The organism is Bradyrhizobium sp. SRL28 (assembly GCF_018596315.1).
Classification (GTDB): Bacteria; Pseudomonadota; Alphaproteobacteria; order Rhizobiales; family Xanthobacteraceae; genus Bradyrhizobium.
Genome location: NZ_JAHEAG010000182.1, coordinates 1 through 784, shown reverse-complemented (window position 1 = coordinate 784; position 784 = coordinate 1). Strand labels below are relative to the sequence as shown.

Genomic DNA, 784 nt, shown 5'->3' with positions numbered 1-784 from the left:
TCTCGTCCAGCTGCGCCAAAAACCATAGCCGCTGCTGCGCAAACGATGGTACTAGGACGCTTTTGCGTCCGACCTTTGGTAGCAACGTAGTTTCTCGGCTGCCAGTCCGGCTTCTCTCTTTGGCAAGTGAAAAAAGCTCAGTTAGGCTTTCTGCGTCCAGTTCTTCCAATCCGGATCTAATCAAATCTGTCATTTATAGACTCCAGAAAGAGCAGCTTCTCTAGAGTCCAGAGAGAGCAACTTCAGAAGCTCTTGGCGATCAAACTCTTGTTCGATCAAAGTGATCGAAGTTGCGCGAGCCAGCTCGGCCAGCACCGGTTTGGCAAACAGCGTCGACAGCGGCAGTTCCACGCCAACAGCCCGCGACAGCCGGCTCAAGAGCTGCACCGCCAGGAGCGAGTGGCCGCCGAGTTCGAAGAAGTGGTCGTGGCGTCCGACCCGCTCGACCCCGAGAAGCTCCGCCCAGAGCTCGGCCAGCGCCGTCTCGATCTCGCCTTGCGGCCGCTCATAGGCGCGATGCGCATAGGCATCATCTTCCGGCGCCGGCAGCGCCTGGCGGTCGAGCTTGCCGTTCACCGTCAGCGGCAGCCCCGCCAGCCGCACGAACGCCGACGGCACCATGTAGTCCGGCAGGCACGCACCTAAGTGCGTGCGCAAGGCGCTGGCAAGGTCAGCGCCATCCAGCTCATCCGATTGAGCTTCGGGCGCACACACCACATAGCCGACGATGTGCTTGTCGCCGGACCGGTCCTGGCGCGCCACCACAACCGCATCGCGCACCCAG

The 784-nt window shown here is 61.2% G+C and carries 2 protein-coding genes; both read right to left on the bottom strand.

Features of this window, described 5'->3' with window-relative positions:
- Window positions 1–193: hypothetical protein (locus tag KIP88_RS45890; RefSeq protein WP_214494636.1), on the bottom strand; the 193-nt coding region annotated here is incomplete at its 3' end.
- A partial coding sequence (locus KIP88_RS45885; RefSeq protein WP_214494635.1) for a phosphopantetheine-binding protein occupies window positions 190–784 on the bottom strand: 595 nt, incomplete at its 5' end. The genes KIP88_RS45890 and KIP88_RS45885, both read right to left, overlap by 4 nt.